The sequence below is a fragment of the Serratia sp. CY31944 genome, assembly GCF_052169175.1.
Classification (GTDB): domain Bacteria; phylum Pseudomonadota; class Gammaproteobacteria; order Enterobacterales; family Enterobacteriaceae; genus Serratia; species Serratia sarumanii.
In genome coordinates this window covers 1-20,427 of sequence record NZ_JBJNLG010000013.1, presented here as the reverse complement: position 1 = coordinate 20,427, position 20,427 = coordinate 1, and the positions used below count along the sequence as shown (strand labels likewise).

Here is a 20,427-nt window from a genome sequence, read left to right as displayed (position 1 = left end):
AGTGTAGCCTACTCGTCATAAAGCCTGTGGTCATGCGTGCTCACCGCCGGCGCGGTCTTGTGCGGGCTGATGCGTCGCACCGAGGCGCGCACCGCCAGCTGGCCGTGCAGCAGCAGATTGCACGGCGGCGCGTCGGCGCGCAGCACGCGCCGCTGCAGCAGCTGGATCGCCTCGTAACCCAGTTCGTCGCGCGGCACCTGCACCGAGGTCAGCGGCACATCGTGGATTTCCGCCAGATTGAAGCCGTCGGTGCTCATCACCGAGACGTCACCCGGCACGCTCAGCCCCCGCTTGTTGAGCGCTTTGACCGCCCCGACCGCCATGTAGTCGCCGCCGGCCAGGATCGCCGTCGGCAGCGGGGCGTGGCCGTGGATGCCATCGAGATAGGTGGTCAGCGCCTGCTCGGCCTCTTCGCCGCCGAAGCCGGAGGTGGTGATCAGATGGCGGCCGTCGTCGAACGGCAGATGATGTCGGGCGTAGGCCTGGCGGATGCCCGCCAGCCGCAGCTCCATGGTGTGGCGGCGCAGGCATTGCAGATTGAGGATATGGCTGTGCCCCTGCTGAAACAGGTAGCTGGCGGAATAGTCGCCGATCAGCTGATGATCCGGTGAGACGCTGTCCAGCCGCATCTGCCGATCGCTGCAGTTGATCAGCACGCAGGGCTTGTGCAGATCGGCGGCCAGGGTGTGGATATGCTCGTCGTCGATGCCGATGATCAGCGCCGCTTCGGTGTGCGGGTCGCTCATCTTTTCCAGAAACAGCGCGCCGTCGCTGTGTTGCTCTTCCAGCCCGCAGTAGCGGATGCGCACCTCGTGCTCCATCAGCGCGGCGGCGATACCCTGAATGACCTTGTAGTAGAAGATGTCGGTGCGCACGTCGAACGCGCGCTGCGGCGCGAACACCATCACGTTGTTCAGCATCAGCCGGCCGCTGGAAATGCCCTGCAGAATGCCGTTTTGCTGCGCACAGTCCAGCACCTTGCGGCGCGCCTCGGCGCTGGTGTTGGCCTTGCCTGCCAGCACGCGGGAAACGGTGCTGATCGACAGCCCGGTTTGGCGAGCGATCTCCTGAATTTTCAGCTTTCCGTTCATTCTGTGATCTCCTTCAAATTCGTCCGTGAGAATATTTTCATTGCAGATTTTCAGCGTCTTGACCGGATTTCTTGGTCATTATGACTATTTTTTCACCCGCCTGTGAAAATCTTTGCAAAAAACAGCGTTTCGCTGCGCGCTCTCGCTGAGTAGTCTGCATTGGTACACCAATTTTAGCGACCTGTCAGTCCAATTTTAACGGTGTGCGAAAATGAAAACAAAAATAAATCATGGGGTTGTGATTGTCTGTCGGCCAGTGATACGGCGCCGACCCGTTTTCACCGCCCCGTGTTTGATAGCACAACGTACCCTACCAAAACGCGCGTCGCCGTAGTCGGCGGCCGCGGGGAGAGAACCGATGAGTGTGGAGATCAATCAGGCGGTCGCGCAGAGCGGCCGGCGCAAGTTCAAATCGCTGCGCTGGTGGATGCTGGCGCTGTTCTTGCTGGGCGTCACGGTCAACTACATCACCCGCAACTCGCTGGGCATTCTGGCGCCGGAGCTGAAAACCAGCCTGAATATGAGCACCGAGCAATATGCCTGGGTGGTGGCGTCGTTCCAGCTGGCCTACACGGTGTTTCAGCCGATCTGCGGCTGGTTGATCGACGTTATCGGCCTGAAGATGGGCTTTCTGATCTGTGCCGGCATCTGGGCGGTGGTGTGCATGCTGCACGCCGGCGCCGGCAGCTGGCTGCAACTGGCCATTCTGCGTTTCTTCATGGGGGGCGCGGAGGCGGCGGCCACCCCGGCCAACGCCAAGGCGATCTCCGACTGGTTTCCGAAGAAGGAGCGGCCGATCGCCGCCGGCTGGGCGGGCGTCGGTTTCTCCATCGGCGCCATGCTGGCACCGCCGATCATCGTCATCGCTCACGTCTCCTTCGGCTGGCAGGGCGCCTTCCTGTTCTCCGGCGGGCTGGCGCTGATCTGGGTGGTGCTGTGGTGGCTGTTCTACCATTCGCCGCAGCAGCACCCGAACCTCAGCCAGCAAGAGCTGGATCTGATCCGCGAAGACAACGAGCCGGTGCTGCCTAAGCTGCCGTTCTTCACCTCGCTGGCCAGCCTGTGCAAGAACAAGAAGTTTTACGGCATCGCCATCCCGGCCTTCCTCGCCGAGCCGGCCTGGGCGGTATTCAGCTTCTGGGTGCCGCTGTACCTGGCCACTGAACGCGGCATGGATCTGAAACAGATCGCGATGTTCGCCTGGCTGCCGTTCCTGGCGGCGGATATCGGCAGCGTCGCCAGCGGCTATCTCACCACCCTGTACCGCAAATGGTTCGGCTGCAGCCGCGTCAACTCGGTGGTCGCCAGCTCGGTGACCGGCGCTTTCCTGATGGTGTCGCTGGCGTTCGTGGCGATCACCCAAGATCCCTATGTGGCGATCGCGCTGATCTCGATCGGCGGCTTCGGCCACCAGGTGATCTCCTGCATGCTCAGCGCGCTGGTGGTGGAGTCGTTCGATAAAAACCAGATGGCGACGGTCAACGGCATGCGCGGATCCAGCGCCTGGATCGCCAGCTTCCTGTTCACGCTGCTGATCGGCGCGGTGTCCGACACCATCGGCTTCAACCCGCTGTTCATCGCCATGGGCTTCTTCGATCTGATCGGCGCCTTGTTCCTGATTGCCCTGATCGCCGAACGCGGCGGTAAGAAAACACCTTCACACAGCTAAGTGGAATGCTTATGAAAACCTTGAAAAACTGGACGCTGGCGGCGCAGCATGCCGACCACGTTGAGCTGCTGGTCGATGAACGCCACCGTTTCTGCCTGTACGTGCTGGAAGACGGTCTGTTCCGCGTGTTGATCAAACGTGAGGGCGAACTGGCGCTGGATCGCACCTGGAGCATCGCGCCGCAGGAGGATGTGCCCTGGGAGGGGCGCGATCGGCTCAGCGTCGCCGGCTTCAGCTTGCCGGGCTACCAGCTGCGCCAGGAGGGCGATCGGCTGGTGGTCAGCACGCCGCTGCTGCGCGTGACGGTGCATCAGCCGCTGTGGCTGGAATGGGAATTTTGCAACGCCGCCGGCGAATGGCGGCCGCTGGCGGCGGACCGGCCGACCAGCGCCTACCTGCTCAATGCGCACGGCGACGGCGTGGCGCACTATCAGCGGCGTTTCGCCGATGAGCGTTATTACGGCCTGGGGGAGAAGGCCGGCGATCTGGAGCGCACCGGCCGCCGCTTCGAAATGCGCAACCTGGACGCCATGGGTTACAACGCCGCCAGCACCGATCCGCTGTACAAGCACATTCCGTTCACCATCACCCGCGGGCCGGAGGCGAGCTTCGGCCTGTTTTACGACAACCTGAGCAGCTGCTGGCTGGATCTGGGCAACGAGATCGACAACTACCACGCGGCCTATCGCCGCTATCAGGCCGAAGCGGGCGATCTGGATTACTACCTGTTCCTCGGGCCGAAGGTAGTGGACGTCACCAAGGCCTTCGTGCGCCTGACCGGCCGCACCCACTTCGGGCCGAAGTGGAGCCTGGGCTACAGCGGCTCGACCATGCACTACACCGACGCGCCGGATGCCCAGCAGCAGCTGCAGCAGTTCATCGCGCTGTGTCGTCAACACGCCATTCCCTGCGACTCCTTCCAGCTGTCGTCGGGCTACACCTCAATCAACAACAAGCGCTACGTGTTCAACTGGAATTACGACAAGGTGCCGCAGCCCAAGCAATTGAGCCAGGCGTTTCACGACGCTGGCCTCAGGCTGGCGGCCAACATCAAGCCGTGCCTGCTGCAGGATCACCCGCAGTATCAGGCGGTGGCGGCGCAGGGGCTGTTTATCCGCGATTCGCAAAGCGACGCGCCCGAACGCTCCAGCTTCTGGGACGACGAGGGATCGCACCTCGACTTCACCAACCCGGCGGCGGTGCGCTGGTGGCAGCAGGGCGTCACGCAGCAGCTGCTGGAGATGGGCATCGACTCGACCTGGAACGACAACAACGAGTACGAAGTGTGGGATGGCGAAGCACGCTGCCACGGCTTCGGGCGGCCGATCGCCATCAAGCACATCCGCCCGGTGATGCCGCTGCTGATGATGCGCGCCTCGATGGAGGCTCAGCAGCGCTTCGCGCCGCAGAAGCGGCCGTACCTGATCTCGCGCTCCGGCTGCGCCGGCATGCAGCGCTACGTGCAGACCTGGAGCGGTGACAACCGCACCAGCTGGCAGACGCTGCGCTACAACATCCGCATGGGGCTGGGTATGAGCCTGTCCGGGCTGTATAACCTCGGCCACGACGTCGGCGGCTTCTCCGGCGACAAGCCGGATGCGGAGCTGCTGGTGCGCTGGGTGCAAAACGGCGTGATGCATCCGCGTTTCACCATTCATTCCTGGAACGACGACGCCACGGTCAACGAGCCCTGGATGTACCCGGCCGCCACCCCGGCGGTGCGCGAGGCGATCAACCTGCGTTACCGGCTGCTGCCGTATTTCTACACCCTGTTGTGGCAGGCCTGCGCCGACGACGAGCCGATGCTGCGCCCGACCTTTCTCGATCATGAACAGGATGCGCGCACCTTCGGCGAGAACGACGATTTTCTGATTGGCCGCGATCTGCTGGTGGCCAGCGTGGTGGAGCCGGGGCAGCGCCGGCGTTCGGTGTATCTGCCGGACAACGGCGAAGGCTGGTACTGCTTCTACAGCGGCCAATGGTTCGGCGGCGGCCAGACGGTGACGCTGGCGGCGCCGCTGGAGCGTTTGCCGCTGCTGGTGCGCGCCGGGGCGGCGCTGCCGCTGTCGCAGCGGCTGGCGCATGTGGACGTGGCCGCCGACGATCGGCGCGAGCTGCGGCTGTTTCCGCTCAAGGGCCGCGGCGCAAGCAGCGGGCTGTTGTTTGAGGACGACGGTGAAAGCGAAGGCTGGCGACAGGGCGATGCGCTGTGGTTGCGCTGGGAAATGCGCTGCGACCATCAGCGCATCATGCTGGATATCACGACGGAAGGGCGTTTCCGCCCGGCCTGGCGCACGTTGGCGCTCAGCCTGCCGGAAGGCGAAATGCGCGCGTTGTGGGTGAACGGCGAACCGGGCGAGCGTTTTACGCTGGAGTAGGGGTTACTCGGCCGCGCGTTTCTTGCGCGGCTTCTTGGCGACGGTGATGGTTTTCACCTCGCTTTCCACCCAGCCGTCCTGCAGGCGGGTTTTCAGCAGTTCGCCGACCTGCGCCTGTTTGGTGGTTTTCAGCAGCTCGCCGCGTGGGGTTTGCGTCACGCTGTAGCCGCGCGCCAGCGTCGCCAGCGGGCTGACGGTTTCCAACTGGCTGCAGGCCACGCCGAAGCGCTGGCGGTAGGCGTTGAGCTGCCGCTCCATCGCTTGCTGCAGACGGTATTCTTGCTGCTGCACGCGCTGTTGGTAGCGGTGAATGCGGCCCTGCGGCTGCACCTGCGCCAGCCGCTGCTGGGCGCGTTCGCTGCGGCGGGCGGCCAGGCGCAGCTGTTGCTGCATGCCGTCTTCCATCCGGCGCTGCAGCTTGAACAGCAGCGTCTGCTGGCGCGCCAGGCGCAGATGCGGATGCTGCTGCTGCAAACGGTGGTGAATGCGGGTGAACTGCTGCTGGCGCTGCGCCAGGTAGTAATCCATCGCCATCTCCAGCCGCTGCTGCTGCGACTGCAGCTGGCGCAACAGCTCGAGCTGATTGCGGCTGACCAGTTCGGCGGCGGCGGAAGGGGTCGGCGCGCGCAGATCGGCGACGAAATCGGCGATGGTGACGTCGGTTTCATGGCCGACGGCGCTGACGATCGGAATGCGGCTGGCGAAGATCGCCCGCGCCACGCGTTCGTCGTTGAAGCTCCACAAATCCTCCAGCGAACCGCCGCCGCGGCCGACGATCAGCACGTCGCATTCGTCGCGGCGGTTGGCGGCCTCGATGGCGCGCACGATCTGCATCGGCGCTTCGGCGCCCTGCACCGAGGTGGGGTAGATGACGATCGGCAACGACGGATCGCGCCGCTGCAATACCTGCAGAATATCGTGCAGCGCCGCGCCGCTGGCGGAGGTGATCACCCCGACGCGTTTGGCCGGAGCGGGCAGCGGCTGCTTGAACTGCTGATCGAACAGCCCTTCGGCGCTCAGGCGCTGTTTCAGTTGCTCGAACTGTTGCTGCAGCAGGCCGTCGCCGGCGGGCTGCATGCTCTCGGCGATCAGCTGGTAGTCGCCGCGCGGTTCATACAGCGTAATGCTGGCGCGCACCAGGACCTGCTGGCCGTTTTGCGGCCGGAAGGTGACGCGGCGGTTGCTGTTGCGGAACATCGCGCAGCGCACCTGGGCGCGATCGTCTTTCAGCGTGAAATACCAGTGGCCGGAGGCGGGCTGGGAGAGGTTGGAGATCTCGGCGGAGAGCCAAATCTGCCCCATTTCCATTTCCAGCAGTTGGCGAACCGTCTGATTGAGGCGGCTTACGGTAAAAATGGAAGGCGAAACAGGTAGCGACATGTGACCCAGATCAAATTTCAAAACAATCACTTAATTGGTCGATACTACATGGCTGAAAAAGGTAATCAAGACTTTTTGTAAGAAAGTGCTGGAGGCAACCGATTCCGCTCTGTATAATGCCGCGGCAATATTTTATCTTTTTCACAGCCCACCCTGGTGAGATATTGCCCATGCTACGTATCGCTAAAGAAGCTCTGACGTTTGACGACGTCCTCCTGGTTCCAGCCCACTCCACGGTTCTGCCTAACACCGCAGAGCTCGGCACCCAACTGACCAAAACCATCCGCCTGAACATCCCTATGCTGTCCGCAGCCATGGATACCGTTACCGAATCCGGCCTGGCCATCGCGCTGGCGCAGGAAGGCGGCCTGGGCTTCATCCACAAAAACATGTCCATCGAGCGCCAGGCTGAAGAAGTCAGCCGCGTGAAGAAGCATGAAAGCGGCGTAGTTACCGACCCGCAGACCGTTACCCCATCCACCACGCTGCAGGAAGTGAAAGAGCTGACCGCGCGCAACGGCTTCGCCGGTTACCCGGTCGTCACCGAAGACAACGAGCTGGTCGGCATCATCACCGGCCGCGACGTGCGCTTCGTGACCGATCTGACCCAGCCGGTCACCGCGGTCATGACGCCGAAAGATCGCCTGGTCACCGTGAAAGAAGGTGAAGCGCGCGACGTGGTGCTGCAGAAGATGCACGAAAAGCGCGTAGAAAAAGCGCTGGTGGTGGACGACAGCTTCCACCTGCTGGGCATGATCACCGTTAAAGACTTCCAGAAAGCGGAACGCAAACCGAACGCCTGTAAAGACGAGCACGGCCGTCTGCGCGTGGGCGCGGCGGTCGGCGCCGGCGCCGGCAACGAAGAGCGCGTTGACGCGCTGGTGGCGGCAGGCGTTGACGTTCTGCTGATCGACTCCTCGCACGGCCACTCCGAAGGCGTGTTGCAGCGCATCCGCGAAACCCGCGCCAAATACCCGGATCTGCAGATCGTCGGCGGCAACGTCGCGACCGCAGCGGGCGCCAAAGCGCTGGCTGAAGCCGGCGTGAGCGCGGTGAAAGTCGGTATCGGCCCTGGCTCCATCTGTACCACCCGCATCGTGACCGGCGTGGGCGTACCGCAGATCACCGCCATCGCCGACGCGGTGGAAGCGCTGGAAGGCACCGGCATCCCGGTTATCGCCGACGGCGGCATCCGCTTCTCCGGCGACATCGCCAAAGCGATCGCCGCGGGCGCATCCTGCGTGATGGTCGGCTCCATGCTGGCGGGCACCGAAGAATCCCCGGGCGAAATCGAGCTGTATCAGGGCCGTTCGTTCAAATCTTACCGCGGCATGGGCTCGCTGGGCGCGATGTCCAAAGGCTCTTCCGACCGTTACTTCCAGACCGATAACGCCGCCGACAAACTGGTGCCGGAAGGTATCGAAGGCCGCGTGGCCTATAAAGGCATGCTGAAAGCCATCGTGCACCAGCAGATGGGCGGCCTGCGCTCCTGCATGGGCCTGACCGGCTGCGCCACCATCGACGATCTGCGCACCAAGGCGGAGTTCGTGCGCATCAGCGGCGCCGGCATTCAGGAAAGCCACGTGCACGACGTGACCATCACCAAAGAGTCGCCGAACTACCGCATGGGCTAATGCCTTAACCTCTCCTGAGTGAGAGGCCGGGGTGGGGCGTTAAGCCCCATCCCGAAACACACATTTTCGCTCTTTTTCTCTTGTTGCTGGAATTCGCCTCACATGACACAAAATATCCATAAGCATCGCATCCTGATACTGGACTTCGGTTCGCAATACACCCAACTGGTCGCCCGCCGCGTGCGCGAAATCGGCGTTTACTGCGAACTGTGGGCCTGGGACGTTAGCGAAGAGCAGATCCGCGAATTCAACCCAAGCGGCATTATCCTGTCCGGCGGCCCGGAAAGCACCACCGAAGCCGGCAGCCCGCGCGCGCCGGACTACGTGTTCAACGCCGGCGTGCCGGTGCTGGGCGTGTGCTACGGCATGCAGACCATGGCGATGCAGTTGGGTGGCCATGTGCAGGGCTCCAACGAACGCGAGTTCGGCTACGCGCAGGTGGAAATCGTCAAAGAGAGCGCGCTGCTGCGCGACATCGAAGATGCCATCAGCCCGGCCGGCAAACCGCTGCTGGACGTGTGGATGAGCCACGGCGACAAAGTGACCGCGATCCCGTCCGACTTCGTGACCATCGCCAGCACCGACACCTGTCCGTTCGCCATTATGGCCAACGAAGAAAAACGCTTCTACGGCGTGCAGTTCCACCCGGAAGTGACCCACACCCGTCAGGGCCAGCGCATGCTGGAGCGTTTCGTACTGGACATCTGCCAGTGTGAAGCCCTGTGGACCCCGGCCACCATCATCGAAGATGCGGTTGAGCGCATCCGCGAGCAGGTGGGTGAAGACCACGTGATCCTCGGCCTGTCCGGCGGCGTCGACTCCTCCGTGACCGCGATGCTGCTGCACCGCGCCATCGGCAAACGCCTGACCTGCGTATTCGTCGACAACGGCCTGCTGCGCCTGAACGAAGCCAAGCAGGTGATGGAAATGTTCGGCGACCACTTCGGCCTGAACATCGTGCACGTCGAAGCGGAAAACCGCTTCCTGACCGCGCTGGCGGGCGTGGATGAGCCGGAAGCCAAGCGTAAAATCATCGGCCGCGTGTTCGTTGAAGTGTTCGACGAAGAAGCCTGCAAGCAAGAGCAGGTGAAATGGCTGGCGCAGGGCACCATCTACCCGGACGTGATCGAATCCGCCGCTTCCGCCACCGGCAAAGCGCACGTGATCAAGTCGCACCACAACGTGGGCGGCCTGCCGAAAGAGATGAAGCTGGGCCTGGTCGAGCCGCTGAAAGAGCTGTTCAAAGACGAAGTGCGCAAGATCGGCCTGGAGCTGGGCCTACCGTACGACATGCTGTTCCGTCACCCGTTCCCGGGCCCGGGTCTGGGCGTGCGCGTGCTGGGCGAAGTGAAGAAAGAGTACTGCGATCTGCTGCGCCGCGCCGACGCCATCTTCATCGAAGAGCTGCACAAAGCCGATCTGTACAACAAAGTCAGCCAGGCGTTCACCGTGTTCCTGCCGGTGCGTTCTGTCGGCGTGATGGGCGATGGCCGCAAATACGACTGGGTGGTCTCCCTGCGTGCGGTAGAAACCATTGACTTCATGACCGCGCACTGGGCGCACCTGCCGTATGACTTCCTCGGCCGCGTCTCCAACCGCATCATCAACGAAGTGGACGGCATCTCCCGCGTGGTGTACGACATTAGCGGCAAGCCGCCGGCGACGATCGAGTGGGAATGATGAACGGCTAATTACTGACTATCAGTGATTATTTAAAAACCCCCGTTGCGGCTTTGCCACGCGGGGGTTTTCTCTTTTAGGAGCTTGGTTGTGCTGTGAGCATCTGTGCTTGCTCAGGTACGCTACCCGTGCTGCCGTATACTGAGCTCGTTGTTCCAAACTGCGCCATACAAAGTTGCTGCTGCTTTGTATTACTGATCAACTATTGATTTGTCATGTATTGGCATATTTACGCTACAGGCGTAAGAACGCTAGATAGCAATGAATCGGCAATCAGGGTGAACAACTGGGAGAGTCAGTTGTTCACGAGACGGACTATTCAATATATCCTGGTAAGATTATTTGACTAGATTTTGCGTGATGGCGGCATCCTTTTTTAACCAAGAGGCTATGTTTGCTCCCACACGCATCATGGGTTTTTCCACAAGGTGATAGGTAGCAAACCCAACAATAATGACAATAATGAACGATGTAGCGTATCCAAAGCCGATCGGAACTCCCATCTTCTTTGCTATAAACGTCACGGGTATTGCTACTATAGGGTGCATTAAGTAAATTGAGTATGATATTTCACCCAGTTTTCTCAGGGCATTAGTCAATACGTTATTGTAGCTGGGGTTTAATTTGTAAAGCGAAAAAACAAATGCCACGCATAAAGTGGAGATGACAATTCTATTGTTTCCTGAAACCAGGTTTATTTTATCTCCGGAAACAGGATAAAAAATGAATGCCAAAGTTGATAATAAGCAAATTGATAACAGAGAGCTGTTGCGCATTGTTAACTTCGGTGCATATTTACCAATTGCAGCGCCACACATAAAGAGGAATAATTGGTTAAAAGGGTTTATGTAGTTAGCCCACTGTTCGGCAAGCGGTGATGAGGAGTCAAGAACGCTAAAAGCGAAGTAAAATCCAGAAATGATACTTAACACCATTACAATCGGGAAGGTATATCTGTACGATGAAGATAAAAAATAAGTAAGGCAGAATATGAAATAAAATACAAGTTCATTGCCGATTGACCAGGCTCCGGTGGATAAGTAAGCTGTTGGTTCAATAAATCCAAATAATAGTGTATAATTTAAAAATGCTTTGTAATATGGGAAGTCATATGCTAGGCCATTCACCGTCGCCAAAAGCCAGCTAAAAATAATCATCCCGGTTACGGCTATCCAAAATAAAGGGAATATCCTAAATACACGCTTTATGGCGAATGCTGAAACTTGACGTGTGGATGTTATTTTTCCTTCGTAGATATACGCTAGACTAACACCACTAAGAATATAAAAAATAGAAACTGCATAGATACCCAGTTTCCCTAGTATGAACTGACTGCCGATAACGTCAACTGACGAACCGGTAGACATTGACCATGAAATATAATGATAGATTACAACGGATAAGGCCATTAATCCACGGAGATAATCAAGTGATTCAACGCGGTTATTTTTCATTGAAATTCTCTTTTCTGGGCATGCTCAAAGCGCTTAAATGAGAAAAATATCGTTATGATAACGTCTAACCGAGTTGCCTCGGTCAGATAAGTTACAAACCATCTTCAAATTTCAGAGTTCTAACGCCATTGCTATGCAGTTCATTAGACAACTTTTCTGATAAAATATATTCGTTGCCTCCAGACTGTTCTAGCTGCCTACGCATATTTGTGCGGGAGAAGTCGTAAGTGAAAGTGTTTGGTGCACCGAATGTAAAGAAGAAGCTACGCTTTGGCTTTCCAGATTTCAAACTGCAATAAAAGTCACGTACTTTACGGCCAATTTCTGACTTGCCATTCATATCACCAAGCATCCTTCCTATCTTCAGCAATCCTTTCTCAATAACATCATATTCTTTACCTGCGTGCGTAATTCTTACATCAAAAATTACAACATCTCCGGGCTTAGTGGCTAATGAGATGGCCTCTCCTTCCGTTAGGTTGTTTTTAAGATGAGAACCTATCCTTACCGACATACCGTTTCCATCAGAGGAGTGATCATTCATGTAGATCCCCATTTTGTACACTCGGCAATCGGACGTGAAATATGGCTCGGAAAAATATGCACCTTTGGCGTCGTCTTTATGCCAACCGAATCCCATGTTGTGATGAATATCTGCATGGGATGTAAAAACAAATTCGTCCTGGCCAAATACAGAACGGTAGGCTTCTAATACCTTTGGATGACTAATTACCCATGAGAAATCAGGCTCTTCAACAGCAATGTTTGGCTGAGTCAGTCCGTAACGGTAAGTTACGCCCTTTTTTTGAAAAAAGGTGTGTATGGAAGAGTTCATCCGAGCCATTTCTTCTGGGGTGAAAAGGTTACGAATGACGACAAAACCATCACGCTCAATTGATTCCTTAGCTGTGTACATAATTAACCTTGCAAGTATTTTCAGTTGCTTAGATTTTGTCATACTATTTTTACATAAAAAGACAATTTGTAAAGCCCGTGAGTTTTTAAGTGCAAAAATTAATCATGAGCTTATTTTTTTGGAGTAAAAATCTATTTTTAATTAGAAAATCATTTTTTTATTTCGAAAATAACAAATTAACGATTGTTTTTTCTGGTTTTAATCGAAAAGATTCTAAACATTCTCATCGCTTAATAGTTTATTAGTGTGGGTAGTTTTATGTTTTTTAACGTTTTTTATGTTGAGGCTCCAGCCAAGTTATTGACGATGAAGAACATGTTTATGGTTCATATGAAAGCCGACAGCTCATAGGAAACGCCAGGAGGAGCGAGGATGAAAACAGAGCAATTGCTACGGTAATAACGCGGAAACCTTAGATATATCTTTTCCATGTTTCAGAATCCTACGAACAAGATGGTGGTGAGAGAAGGCCGTTGTTTTGTTGAGATTGCTGCCATTTTCAATGAAAGATAAATCTGATGAGTGCGCGCGCTCCAGGGAAAAATTATGAGAGGGACCGTTTCCACCATACATACAATCTTGTCATATCGACGGGATATAAGGTGTTTGAATCATAGCGCCTGAACAAGCAGATGGATGCACAGTTTCTCGTAGAGAGCTCTCCGCATGATCCTTGGCATCACCATGTTGTCAGCACCAAACCACCCTTAGCCGGCCCCCCACTGCGTCAGCAGCGCATGCAGCCTGGCCGGCTCCAGCGGTTTGCGCAGCACCAGATAGCCTTCCTGCTCGGCCTCTTGCAATATCTGTGAGTTGAACTCGCCGCTGACCATGGCGCCGCTCACGTCCGGCAGGCGTTCGAACAGCGCTTTCAGGATGTCGAAACCGCTCTCGCCGGAACGCAGGCGCTGGTCGCACAGCACGGCGAACGGCGTAAAACCGTCGTCGACGATGGCGAAGGCTTCCTCGGCGGAGGCCGCGCAGCGCACGGTGATGCCCCAGGTGCTCATCAGGCTCTCCCAGGCGGAGGTCACCAAAGGATCGTCGTCCACCACCAGGCAGGCGCCGCGCAGCGGCGCATAGCGGGTAGGCGTGGCGGTGTTGTCGTAGGCGGCCGTGGTTTCCGGCGCTTTGTCTTCGCCGATGTATTGCGTGAAGCGCATCCAGAAGCGCGAACCTTTGCCTTCGACGGAGTGCATGCCGTACTTCACCTTCATCAGCTTGGCGCAGCGCGCCACCACCGCCAGCCCCAGCCCGTGGCCGGCGCTGTCGATTTTCCACGCCAGCTCGGGGCGGTAGTAAGGGGAGAAGATTTTGCTTTTCTCTTCGTCGGCGATGCCCACGCCGGTGTCCCACACTTCCACCAGGCACTCGGCGCCGCGCGGGCGGATGGCGATCAGCACGCCGCCCCGTTGCGTGTAGCGCAGGGCGTTTTGGATCAGGTTAATCAGCGATTGCCGCACCAGCAGCGGATCGCCCATCACGCTGATGCGCCGTTTGGGCCGCCAGGTGCGCAGCGCCAGGGCGCGGCTGTTGGCCTCTTCGCGGAACAGGGTGATCACCGAGTCGAGCAGGGCGCCGATATCCACATGGGTGGCGGCGGTGCGCACGTTGCCGGACTCGATCTTGCTGAGATCGAGCAATGAATTGAACATCAAATGCACCGAACGCACGCTCTGTTGCAGATCCAGCAGCTGCGGCGTCAGGCTGTCGTCGCGGTTCTTGTGGATGATGGCTTCGATCAGAAAGCCCATGGCATGCACCGGCTGGCGCAGATCGTGGCTGGCGGTGGTCAGGAACTGGTTCTTGTCCAGCAGCGCCTGTTCCGCCTCCTCTTTGGCCTGGCGGAACTGCTCCGCCAGGCGCGAGCTTTGTTCTTCGAGCAACGCCTGCTGGATAAAGAACGCATGCGAGGTTAACGCGTGGCGGTAAATGGCGAAGCCGTACAGCAAGTTCAGCATCAGCACGATGAACATCACGTCTTCCAGCCGCCAGATGATGCCGAGGTTCAGCAGCCCCCAGGAGGCGAAGAAAAAGCGGGTAAAGGTGCTGATGACGGGCGTCAGATGCGTTGCGTTGGCGGCGACGATCGCGGCGATGCTGATATTGAGCAGCAGGAAAAAGTCAAAGTTATGGGTCTGCGGGGTAATTAAATAGAGTGAGGAGATCCCCACCCCGTGAATAAACGCCACCTTATTAATGCGCGGCAGCCAGCGGCGCAGCACGGCGTCTTCATCATTTTCTTTGGCCTCGCGTTGGTAGCGCCGATGCCATATTCTGATCGCCACGGCGCATAGCAGGTAAACCATGATCCAGGCAATGGTTGGGCCGAGTTCATCCCCCAGCAAATAAATCCAGATGGCGAACGGGATGCCGACGAAAGGCACGGCGGTGAAGCTGAACACCAGCCGCATGAAGGTGTTGTCCAGCAGGCGGATCTGCGCGCGTGAGGAGATGCCATCATTTTGTAAATTCTGGAAAAACCTCATGGCGACGGATCCCGTTTGCCGTGCAACAGCGTGATGGCTTCCACCCGGCTGTTGACGCCGATCTTTTTCAAGATATTACTGATATGCTCTTTCACGGTGGGTTCGGAAATAGACAGCTGCGTCGCGATCCTTTTATTCGGCAGGCCGCGCAGCATCATAGTTAATACGTCGATTTGTCTCGGCGTTAAATTGAATTTATTTAAATGTTCATGATGGTTTTTAATGGCGGATTCATTTCCTTCCGAGAACCACTCCTGATTATTATTCAACGCAAAAACCGCTCTGGCGAATAATTCCGGGGGTTCATTTTTTAATACGAACCCATGCCCGCCGGCATTGTGCACTTTCTGCCAGATATCGTTATTTTCGTCGCCGCTGACCACCAAAATACGCACCTGAGAATAACGTTGTTTTACTTCTTTGAGTAATTTCAACGCCGTACCGGAAGAGAGCCAAAAATCGATCACCAGTAAACGCGGTGGGCCATTTTCCCTAATATGACGGTAGCAATTTTCTTCATTGGTCACCACATGTGCCTGTTTGAATCGGCAATGCGTGCTGAGAAAGTTAGCGATACCGCTTGCTACCAATGGATGGTCATCAACGACCAACGCATAATCCTGCCCCAAAGGATTCTCCTTTCGCCTTCACAGTTCAGATAGGTCTGATGAATTATTATCAACCCTCCCTACTTTAGGAGGGTTTTTTCGTTTAGGAAAGGGAAATATATTATTCGAGGATTTGGATAAGAGAAAACATAAAGCCAATCGATAATTTTAACTGATTGGTTATAAAGGATAATTTATGAAAAAACCACTTATCGCTTTAACCGTTACGATGATGATAGCCGGTTGTTCCACCCTGAAAACCGATCAGGCCATTCCATTACTGCAGGCGGAAACCGCCAAAATGCTGGGCCTGGGCTCATCGGATGAAATTACCGTGACCAATGTCAATGGCGCACAGCCGGATGCGCTGGGCGGGCAAAAACTTTCTTATCGCGCCACCACGGAAAAAGGCCGCATTTTCGATTGCTCGTCGCTGATGATGCCGGGAATTTTAGGTTCGTCGCCGTCGCTGAGCGCGCCGACCTGTACGCCGGTGGTCACGCATAAATAATTCGCTTTGGGGGCGGTATTGCCGCTTCCTGGTTTTCCATCGTCGGAGCGTCAGCGCCGGGGGGCAATAAGCTTTTGCTTCGACGATCACTAAACCGGCGTGCGCGAAATAACGCCTTACACCTCCTCTAGTGCATTGAGTTTCCCTATAACAATAAATTTCGCGCCATCACGCCAACGAGTACGGAGATAGCCCGTGAATGACAAGACATCGCATCCTTTAGCGGTTAAAACACCGCTTTCCAAACTTTACCTCGCTCTATTTTCTGCGCCGCTGTTGATGCTGGCGCCCGCCGATATCGCTCGCGCAGACGATGCCATTTTTGATGGCGACGCAAAAATTACCGAATCATTGGCCTACACCGGGGACGTTTACGTCGGCCGTAATCAAAGCGGCAACCTGCTGATCGATAATGGCAAGATCAGCGCCTATAACATCAATATCGGCCGGATGTTCAACGGCCAAATTCATGAAAGCCTGGTCACGGTCCGCGGGCCGAACGCCGAGCTGAACGCGGTGAACGATCAGTTCGTGCTGCGCGGCGGCCTGAATCTGGGGCGGGGCACCCTGCGGGTTGAAGACGGCGCGCTGGCCAGCGCGAAAGAGATTGTGGTCGGCACCACGCGTGGCTACGACAGCCACCTGATTGCCACCGGCGCCGGCTCCCGCGTCACCAGCAATTTTCTCAGCGTCGGCACCGATTTAGGGGCACGATCCACGCTGGCGATCGAAGACGGCGCGGTGCTGAACACCGCCTTTGACGCGCGCATCGGCAATGGTAGCGGGCCGGGCGAGACCGATACGCTGAGCCCGAAAGCCACGGTCACCGGGGCCAATTCCCAATGGAACGTCGGCCGCGCGCTCACGCTTTACGGCGATCTGGACGTGCTGAACGGCGGTGCGGTCAGCGTTGGCAGCATCGAAGTGGCGGGCGTCTCCGGCGCGCGTAAAACCGCCGAGCTGACGATCGCCGGCAACGGCTCACGGTTTACCAGCGGCAGCAGCGTCAACGTCGGCGATTACGGTAACGGCGTGCTGGCGGTCATGGACGGCGGGACATTCTCCGCCGGCGGCAACGAAGTGGTGCTGGGCAAGACCGGCTCCGGCTCGAACCGCGGCGCGCTGATTATCGGCAGCCGCGGCAACATGGACACCGGCACCGGGTTGACCGAGCCGACGCTCGGCGCGGCGGGCGCCGCAGGCACCATCGATGCCCAGACGGCGATCGCCCTGCGGGGCGGATTGTTCCGCAGCTATGTGTACTTTAACCATACCGACGGCAATTACGTTTTCAGCAACAAGATGAGCGGCGAAGGCGAGGTGATCAACACCGCCGGGCACACGACGCTGAACGGCGATCTCTCTGAGCTGCAGGCCAACGTCACCGCGCGCGGCGGCAAGCTCATCATCGCCAGCGACATCAATACCCAGAAAGAAGACGACATCTTCGAGATCCAAACCCTCAGCGCCGAGAACGGCGGCACGCTGATCCTCAACGCGACGGCGGGTTCCGACGTCAATAACGGGCAGGGCTACAGCAGCGCCGCGTCGATCAAGGCCGGCGGCACATTGGGCGGCAACGGCACGCTGGGCCAGACCGAGATCCAGTCCGGCGGCCATATCTCGCCCGGCGACGGCAATATCGGCACGCTGACGCTGAAACGCTACCTGAACTTTATCGGCGAATCCTTCTATGACGTCGATATCGCCGGCGACGGCCGCAGCGACCAGCTGCTGGTGGCGGGCAAAACCACCATCAGCGATCGGGCCAAGGTGCAGGTCACGGCGCTGGATCCGCAAACCAGCTATAAAACCGGCCAAAGCTATCGCATTCTGACCTCGGACGGCGGCATTGACGGCCAGTTCGCGGCGGCGGTCTCCAAGTCTGCCTTCCTCGATGTGGCGCTGAATCACAGCGCCAACGCCGTGGATCTGACCATCGCGCAGAAAGACACGGGCGGTGAAAATCCAGGGGGCGAAAACCCGGGTGGAGAAAACCCAGGCGGTGAGAATCCAGGGGGCGAGAATCCGGGCGGGGAAAACCCAGGGGGTGAGAATCCGGGGGGCGAGAATCCGGGTGGGGAAAACCCAGGCGGTGAAAATCCGGGGGGCGAGAACCCAGGCAGCGGCAAGCCGGGCATTTTCCAAACGGTGGCCGAAAGCGGCAACCAGTGGAATACCGCCGGTGCGCTCTCGACGCTGACGCAGAGCGGCCCTTCGCTGGCGCTGTACAACTCGCTGCTGCTGCTGAGTGCGCCGGAAGCGCGCGAGGCGTTCAATCAGCTGTCCGGCGAAGTCTATCCGTCGATGCAGTCTAACCTGATCGCCGGCAGCACCCAGCTGTTCAACGTGCTGAACCAGCGCATGCTGCGCCTGTTCGACAACGACAGCCTGCCGATACCGCCGTTGGCGATGTCGCTGGTGCAACCGGCGCAGGCGCAAAACAGCGGCGTCTGGGGGCAGACCTTCAGTTCCTGGGGCAAAAACAGCGGCAACGGCAACGTGGGCAAGCTGGATGGCAACACCACCGGTTTCCTGTTGGGGGCGGATCGCAAGTTGGCGGACCATAACGTACGCATCGGCGGCTACTTCGGTTACAGCCGCGGCGACTACGACGTCGACAGCCGCCGTTCCAAGGCCGATACCGACAACTACCACCTCGGCCTGTATGCGGCGGGGCAGCAGGATGCGTTCTCGCTGCGCGGCGCGCTGGGTTACACCTGGCACAAGATTGAAGGCAAGCGCAACGTCGATTTCAGCGGTTTCTCGGATCGGCTGAAGTCGGACTACGACGCGAACTCGCTGCTGGCGTTCACCGAAGCGGGTTACCGTTTCGGCCAGCCGGAGATGAACGTCGAACCGTTCATCAACCTGAGTTACATCCGTCTGCATACCGACAGCTTCCAGGAGACGGGGGGCGCGGCGGCGCTGAGCGTGCGCAATGAAACGATGAACACCTTCTACTCCACGCTCGGGGTGCGCGGCGTGACCGAACTGCCGAAGAACGTCAGCCTCTACGGCTCGCTCGGCTGGCAGCACGCCTACGGCGATAAGAACACCTCATCGCGCATGGCGTTTGCCGGCAGCGACGCGTTCGTCACTCAGGGCCAGGCCGTGGATGACAACGTGATGGTGGGCGATATCGGCGTGAGCGTGAAACTGTCGCGCGCCGCGACGCTGGATGTCGGCTATCAGGGGCAATTCGGCGCCGATACCCGCGTTAATTCGGTCAACGCCAACCTGCGCTGGTCGTTCTGATTTTCCTCTAGACTTCTCTGGTACTGACTGGCCCGCTTGATGCGGGCCTTTTTTATGGTGAGAACTCAGTGGCGGCCTGTGGCTGACTTTTATGATGAAAAAGCCCGCGCAACGGCGGGCTTGGCGAGAAGCGTGAGCGGGAGGTTAACGCCCTTTTTTCTTGCGCCCTGGCTGGGTAAAGCGCTTGCGGCCGGCCGGCGCAGCGGCTTTGTCGGCGCTTTTGGGGCCGCCGGCACTCGGTTTTTTCGCCGCGGCGGATTTGGCCGGAGCCTTCTTCGCCGGCTTGGCCTCGGACGAGGAGCCTTCAATCAGTTTGAACAGTTCAATCAGCTCGTCATCGGTCAGATCGCGCCATTCGCCCAGCGGCAAGCCTTTCAGGCTGACGTTCATGATGCGCGTGCGTTCCAGCTTGGTGACCTCGTAGCCGAAGTGTTCGCACATGCGGCGGATCTGGCGGTTCAGCCCCTGCACCAGCGTGATGCGGAACACGAAAGGCGCCTCTTTCTTCACCTTGCACTTTTTGGTCACCGTGCCCAGCATCGGCACGCCGGCGCCCATGCCGCGAATAAACTCGTCGGTCACCGGCTTGTTGACCGTCACCAGATACTCTTTCTCGTGATTGTTGCCGGCGCGCAGGATCTTGTTGACCAGGTCACCGTGGTTGGTCAGAAAGATTAGCCCCTGCGAATCCTTGTCCAAACGGCCGATCGGGAAGATGCGTTTGCTGTGGTTGACGAAGTCGGCGATGTTGTCGCGCTCGCCGTCTTCGGTGGTGGTGACGATGCCGACCGGCTTGTTCAGCGCGATCAGCACCAGATCTTCTTCATTGCGCGGTTCGATCAGCTGACCGTTAACCTTCACCACATCGCCGGCAAATACCTGAGCGCCAACGGTGGCGCGTTTACCGTTGATGAAAACGTTGCCCTGCTCGATGTATCGATCGGCGTCGCGGCGTGAGCAGATACCGCTCTCGCTAATGTATTTGTTCAGACGAATGGATGAGTTAGTCAGCATGGGATCTCCGTAAAACGCGGACTATACATTACCCGGATGACGCTGCGAAGCGAATCATGCAGGGGGGCTGGATAAGGGTATCCTGACCGCGGCTACTACAAAGGTATTTGCAATATGTTTTTTTCGTTTAATTAATTATAGAAAGTCGATGAGGATATTTCTGCAAATTATTCAAGTTATAAATGGATTGTGCCAAATGCAACTCTTTAAGAGTTCATGTATAGATTCATTTTAAAAAAGCATTAGGATATTGATAAATTCAAGGAGGGATAAATGAACGCATTGGCTGAAGAGGGGACGTTACGACGTATGACCATGGGGGAAATAAAATTGGCTCGCCATATA

13 protein-coding genes are annotated in these 20,427 nt (G+C 57.7%); 6 read left to right on the top strand and 7 right to left on the bottom strand.

The features are described 5' to 3' along the window. Positions 1-8: 8 nt before the first annotated feature. The gene (locus ACJ8IN_RS14430; protein ID WP_060423898.1) at positions 9-1,091 is read right to left on the bottom strand and encodes a LacI family DNA-binding transcriptional regulator; all 1,083 of its coding nucleotides are present in this window, start codon (positions 1,089-1,091) and stop codon (positions 9-11) included. A 358-nt stretch (positions 1,092-1,449) separates the two neighbouring features. Between ACJ8IN_RS14430 and ACJ8IN_RS14425 the strand changes: the two genes are divergently transcribed. Beyond that, positions 1,450-2,760, top strand: a complete 1,311-nt coding sequence (locus ACJ8IN_RS14425) for an MFS transporter (protein ID WP_060423900.1) — start codon at positions 1,450-1,452, stop codon at positions 2,758-2,760. Between the two features lie 11 nt (positions 2,761-2,771). Next, positions 2,772-5,138: a glycoside hydrolase family 31 protein gene (locus ACJ8IN_RS14420; RefSeq protein WP_060423903.1), complete on the top strand. Its 2,367-nt coding sequence runs from the start codon at positions 2,772-2,774 to the stop codon at positions 5,136-5,138. 3 nt (positions 5,139-5,141) lie between these two features. On the opposite strand, the gene xseA is transcribed toward ACJ8IN_RS14420, so the two are convergent. After that, the gene (gene xseA / locus ACJ8IN_RS14415; protein WP_031299944.1) at positions 5,142-6,518 is read right to left on the bottom strand and encodes an exodeoxyribonuclease VII large subunit; all 1,377 of its coding nucleotides are present in this window, start codon (positions 6,516-6,518) and stop codon (positions 5,142-5,144) included. Between the two features lie 170 nt (positions 6,519-6,688). Here xseA and guaB point away from each other — a divergent pair, with 170 nt between their 5' ends. Both guaB and guaA read left to right on the top strand, forming a co-directional pair. Beyond that, positions 6,689-8,152 carry an IMP dehydrogenase gene (gene guaB / locus ACJ8IN_RS14410; RefSeq protein WP_033635581.1) on the top strand — a complete coding sequence of 488 codons (1,464 nt, stop codon included), beginning with the start codon at positions 6,689-6,691 and terminating at the stop codon, positions 8,150-8,152. Positions 8,153-8,254: 102 nt separating this feature from the next. Beyond that, on the top strand, positions 8,255-9,832 hold the full coding sequence (gene guaA, locus ACJ8IN_RS14405) for a glutamine-hydrolyzing GMP synthase (protein WP_025303899.1): 1,578 nt from the start codon (positions 8,255-8,257) through the stop codon (positions 9,830-9,832). Between the two features lie 338 nt (positions 9,833-10,170). On the opposite strand, the gene ACJ8IN_RS14400 is transcribed toward guaA, so the two are convergent. From ACJ8IN_RS14400 to ACJ8IN_RS14385, 4 genes are all read right to left on the bottom strand, one after another. Beyond that, on the bottom strand, positions 10,171-11,286 hold the full coding sequence (locus ACJ8IN_RS14400) for an acyltransferase family protein (RefSeq protein WP_072008421.1): 1,116 nt from the start codon (positions 11,284-11,286) through the stop codon (positions 10,171-10,173). 91 nt (positions 11,287-11,377) lie between these two features. After that, positions 11,378-12,244, bottom strand: a complete 867-nt coding sequence (locus ACJ8IN_RS14395) for a phytanoyl-CoA dioxygenase family protein (RefSeq protein ID WP_080437607.1) — start codon at positions 12,242-12,244, stop codon at positions 11,378-11,380. Positions 12,245-12,909: 665 nt separating this feature from the next. Then, positions 12,910-14,691 carry a hybrid sensor histidine kinase/response regulator gene (locus tag ACJ8IN_RS14390; protein WP_060423911.1) on the bottom strand — a complete coding sequence of 594 codons (1,782 nt, stop codon included), beginning with the start codon at positions 14,689-14,691 and terminating at the stop codon, positions 12,910-12,912. Next, the gene (locus ACJ8IN_RS14385) at positions 14,688-15,320 is read right to left on the bottom strand and encodes a response regulator transcription factor (protein ID WP_060423914.1); all 633 of its coding nucleotides are present in this window, start codon (positions 15,318-15,320) and stop codon (positions 14,688-14,690) included. The genes ACJ8IN_RS14390 and ACJ8IN_RS14385 overlap by 4 nt, the downstream gene beginning before the upstream one ends. Before the next feature lie 175 nt (positions 15,321-15,495). Between ACJ8IN_RS14385 and ACJ8IN_RS14380 the strand changes: the two genes are divergently transcribed. Next, positions 15,496-15,810, top strand: coding sequence for a hypothetical protein (locus tag ACJ8IN_RS14380; protein WP_025303891.1), 315 nt, complete (start codon positions 15,496-15,498; stop codon positions 15,808-15,810). A 195-nt stretch (positions 15,811-16,005) separates the two neighbouring features. Further along, positions 16,006-19,068 carry an autotransporter outer membrane beta-barrel domain-containing protein gene (locus ACJ8IN_RS14375; RefSeq protein WP_060423915.1) on the top strand — a complete coding sequence of 1,021 codons (3,063 nt, stop codon included), beginning with the start codon at positions 16,006-16,008 and terminating at the stop codon, positions 19,066-19,068. Positions 19,069-19,212: 144 nt separating this feature from the next. Here ACJ8IN_RS14375 and rluF read toward each other — a convergent pair whose 3' ends face one another. Beyond that, positions 19,213-20,082 carry a 23S rRNA pseudouridine(2604) synthase RluF gene (gene rluF, locus ACJ8IN_RS14370; RefSeq protein ID WP_021504493.1) on the bottom strand — a complete coding sequence of 290 codons (870 nt, stop codon included), beginning with the start codon at positions 20,080-20,082 and terminating at the stop codon, positions 19,213-19,215. Between the last annotated feature and the right edge of the window lie 345 nt (positions 20,083-20,427).

Excerpts from the sequence above, each read along its gene's own strand:
- ACJ8IN_RS14430 (WP_060423898.1), bottom strand. The coding sequence starts at position 1,091 with ATGAACGGAAAGCTGAAAATTCAGGAGATCGCTCGCCAAACCGGGCTG.
- ACJ8IN_RS14425 (WP_060423900.1), top strand. The coding sequence starts at position 1,450 with ATGAGTGTGGAGATCAATCAGGCGGTCGCGCAGAGCGGCCGGCGCAAG.
- ACJ8IN_RS14420 (WP_060423903.1), top strand. The coding sequence starts at position 2,772 with ATGAAAACCTTGAAAAACTGGACGCTGGCGGCGCAGCATGCCGACCAC.
- xseA (WP_031299944.1), bottom strand. The coding sequence starts at position 6,518 with ATGTCGCTACCTGTTTCGCCTTCCATTTTTACCGTAAGCCGCCTCAAT.
- guaB (WP_033635581.1), top strand. The coding sequence starts at position 6,689 with ATGCTACGTATCGCTAAAGAAGCTCTGACGTTTGACGACGTCCTCCTG.
- guaA (WP_025303899.1), top strand. The coding sequence starts at position 8,255 with ATGACACAAAATATCCATAAGCATCGCATCCTGATACTGGACTTCGGT.
- ACJ8IN_RS14400 (WP_072008421.1), bottom strand. The coding sequence starts at position 11,286 with ATGAAAAATAACCGCGTTGAATCACTTGATTATCTCCGTGGATTAATG.
- ACJ8IN_RS14395 (WP_080437607.1), bottom strand. The coding sequence starts at position 12,244 with ATGACAAAATCTAAGCAACTGAAAATACTTGCAAGGTTAATTATGTAC.
- ACJ8IN_RS14390 (WP_060423911.1), bottom strand. The coding sequence starts at position 14,691 with ATGAGGTTTTTCCAGAATTTACAAAATGATGGCATCTCCTCACGCGCG.
- ACJ8IN_RS14380 (WP_025303891.1), top strand. The coding sequence starts at position 15,496 with ATGAAAAAACCACTTATCGCTTTAACCGTTACGATGATGATAGCCGGT.
- rluF (WP_021504493.1), bottom strand. The coding sequence starts at position 20,082 with ATGCTGACTAACTCATCCATTCGTCTGAACAAATACATTAGCGAGAGC.